We start from the raw sequence: 1554 nt of genomic DNA, 5'->3' as shown, positions 1-1554 counted from the left end.
CTCCACCCCCGCCGCGGATGCCGCCGGTACCGACTGGCTCCGCCTCGACCAGCAGATCTGCTTCTCGCTGAACGCGGCCTCCCGCGCCTTCGGCAGCGTCTACCGCGTGATCCTCAAGGATCTGGGGATCACCTACCCGCAGTACCTGGTGCTGCTGGTGCTGTGGGAGCACGGCGACCTGCCCGTCAAGAAGCTCGGCGAGCACCTGCGGCTCGACTCGGGCACGCTCTCCCCGCTCCTCAAGCGGCTGGAGGCGGCCGGCCTGGTCCGGCGGGAGCGCAGCGTCCGCGACGAGCGTTCGGTGGAGGTGCGGCTCACGGAGGAGGGCGTCGCCCTGCGCGAGCGCGCGGAACAGGTGCCCCGCCGGATCGTCTCGGCGACCAGCTTCGACGTGGACGAGATCCGCGACCTGCGAGCCCGCCTCGACCGGCTCACCTCCGCCCTGGACGCGGCGGTCCACGCCGAACTGCCCGACGAGGGCTGAGCGGGGCGCCGGCGAGCGCCCGGAGTCCGACAACCTTACGTGTCAATCCCTTCACGCATGGTGACGCCGACAGTGCCCGTCCGGTCCCGCCGCCTGGTTCACTGATACGCGGACACGGGTCAACCGAAGAGGGGACGGCCGTACATGACCTGGCTGATCACCGGCGGCGCCGGCTACATCGGGGCGCACGTCGTGAGGGCGATGACGGAGGCGGGCGAGCAGGCGGTCGTGTACGACGACCTGTCCACCGGCATCGCCGAGCGCGTGCCGGCCGACGTGCCGCTGGTGACGGGTTCCACGCTGGACGCCGAGCGGGTCGCGCACACCCTGGCGGACCACGAGGTCACCGGAGTGGTCCACCTCGCGGCGAAGAAGCAGGTCGGCGAGTCGGTGGACCTGCCGCTGCTCTACTACCGGGAGAACGTCGAGGGGCTGCGCGTCCTTCTGGAGGCGGTGACGACGGCCGGCGTCCCCACCTTCGTCTTCTCGTCCTCCGCCGCGGTCTACGGCATGCCGGACGTCCCCCTGGTGACCGAGCAGACCCCGTGCGCGCCGATGTCCCCGTACGGCGAGACCAAGCTGGCCGGGGAGTGGCTGGTGCGTGCCACGGGCCGCGCGACCGGGCTCTCCACCGCCTGCCTCCGCTACTTCAACGTGGCGGGCGCGGCGAGCCCCGAACTGGCCGACACCGGCGTCTTCAACATCGTCCCGATGGTCTTCGAGAAGCTGACGCAGGACGCGGCCCCGCGCATCTTCGGCGACGACTACGACACCCCCGACGGCACCTGTGTCCGCGACTACATCCACGTCGCCGACCTGGCCGAGGCGCATGTGGCCGCGGCCCGCACCCTGCAGGCCTCACCGGGACGCGACCTCACCGTCAACATCGGCCGCGGCGAGGGCGTGTCCGTGCGCGAGATGATCGACCACATCAACGCCGTCACCGGCTACGACCGCCCCCCGACGGTCACTCCCCGCCGCCCCGGGGACCCGGCCCGGGTCGTCGCCTCCGCCGAGCTGGCGGCCACCGAACTCGGCTGGAAGGCCAAGCACGGCGTCCAGGACATGAT

Annotated in this window: 2 protein-coding genes; both read left to right on the top strand. The window is 71.8% G+C overall.

What is annotated here, in order from left to right:
- Nucleotides 1-55 precede the first annotated feature (55 nt).
- Nucleotides 56-484 carry a MarR family winged helix-turn-helix transcriptional regulator gene (locus EHS43_RS44290; protein ID WP_125196031.1) on the top strand — a complete coding sequence of 143 codons (429 nt, stop codon included), beginning with the start codon at nt 56-58 and terminating at the stop codon, nt 482-484.
- Between the two features lie 144 nt (nt 485-628).
- A partial coding sequence (gene galE, locus EHS43_RS44285) for a UDP-glucose 4-epimerase GalE (RefSeq protein ID WP_125196030.1) occupies nt 629-1554 on the top strand: 926 nt, incomplete at its 3' end.

It is taken from the genome of Streptomyces sp. RP5T (genome assembly GCF_003933965.1).
Taxonomy (GTDB): domain Bacteria; phylum Actinomycetota; class Actinomycetes; order Streptomycetales; family Streptomycetaceae; genus Streptomyces.
Note: the sequence above shows the minus strand (reverse complement) of the source record. Positions and strands in the feature narration are given on the sequence as shown.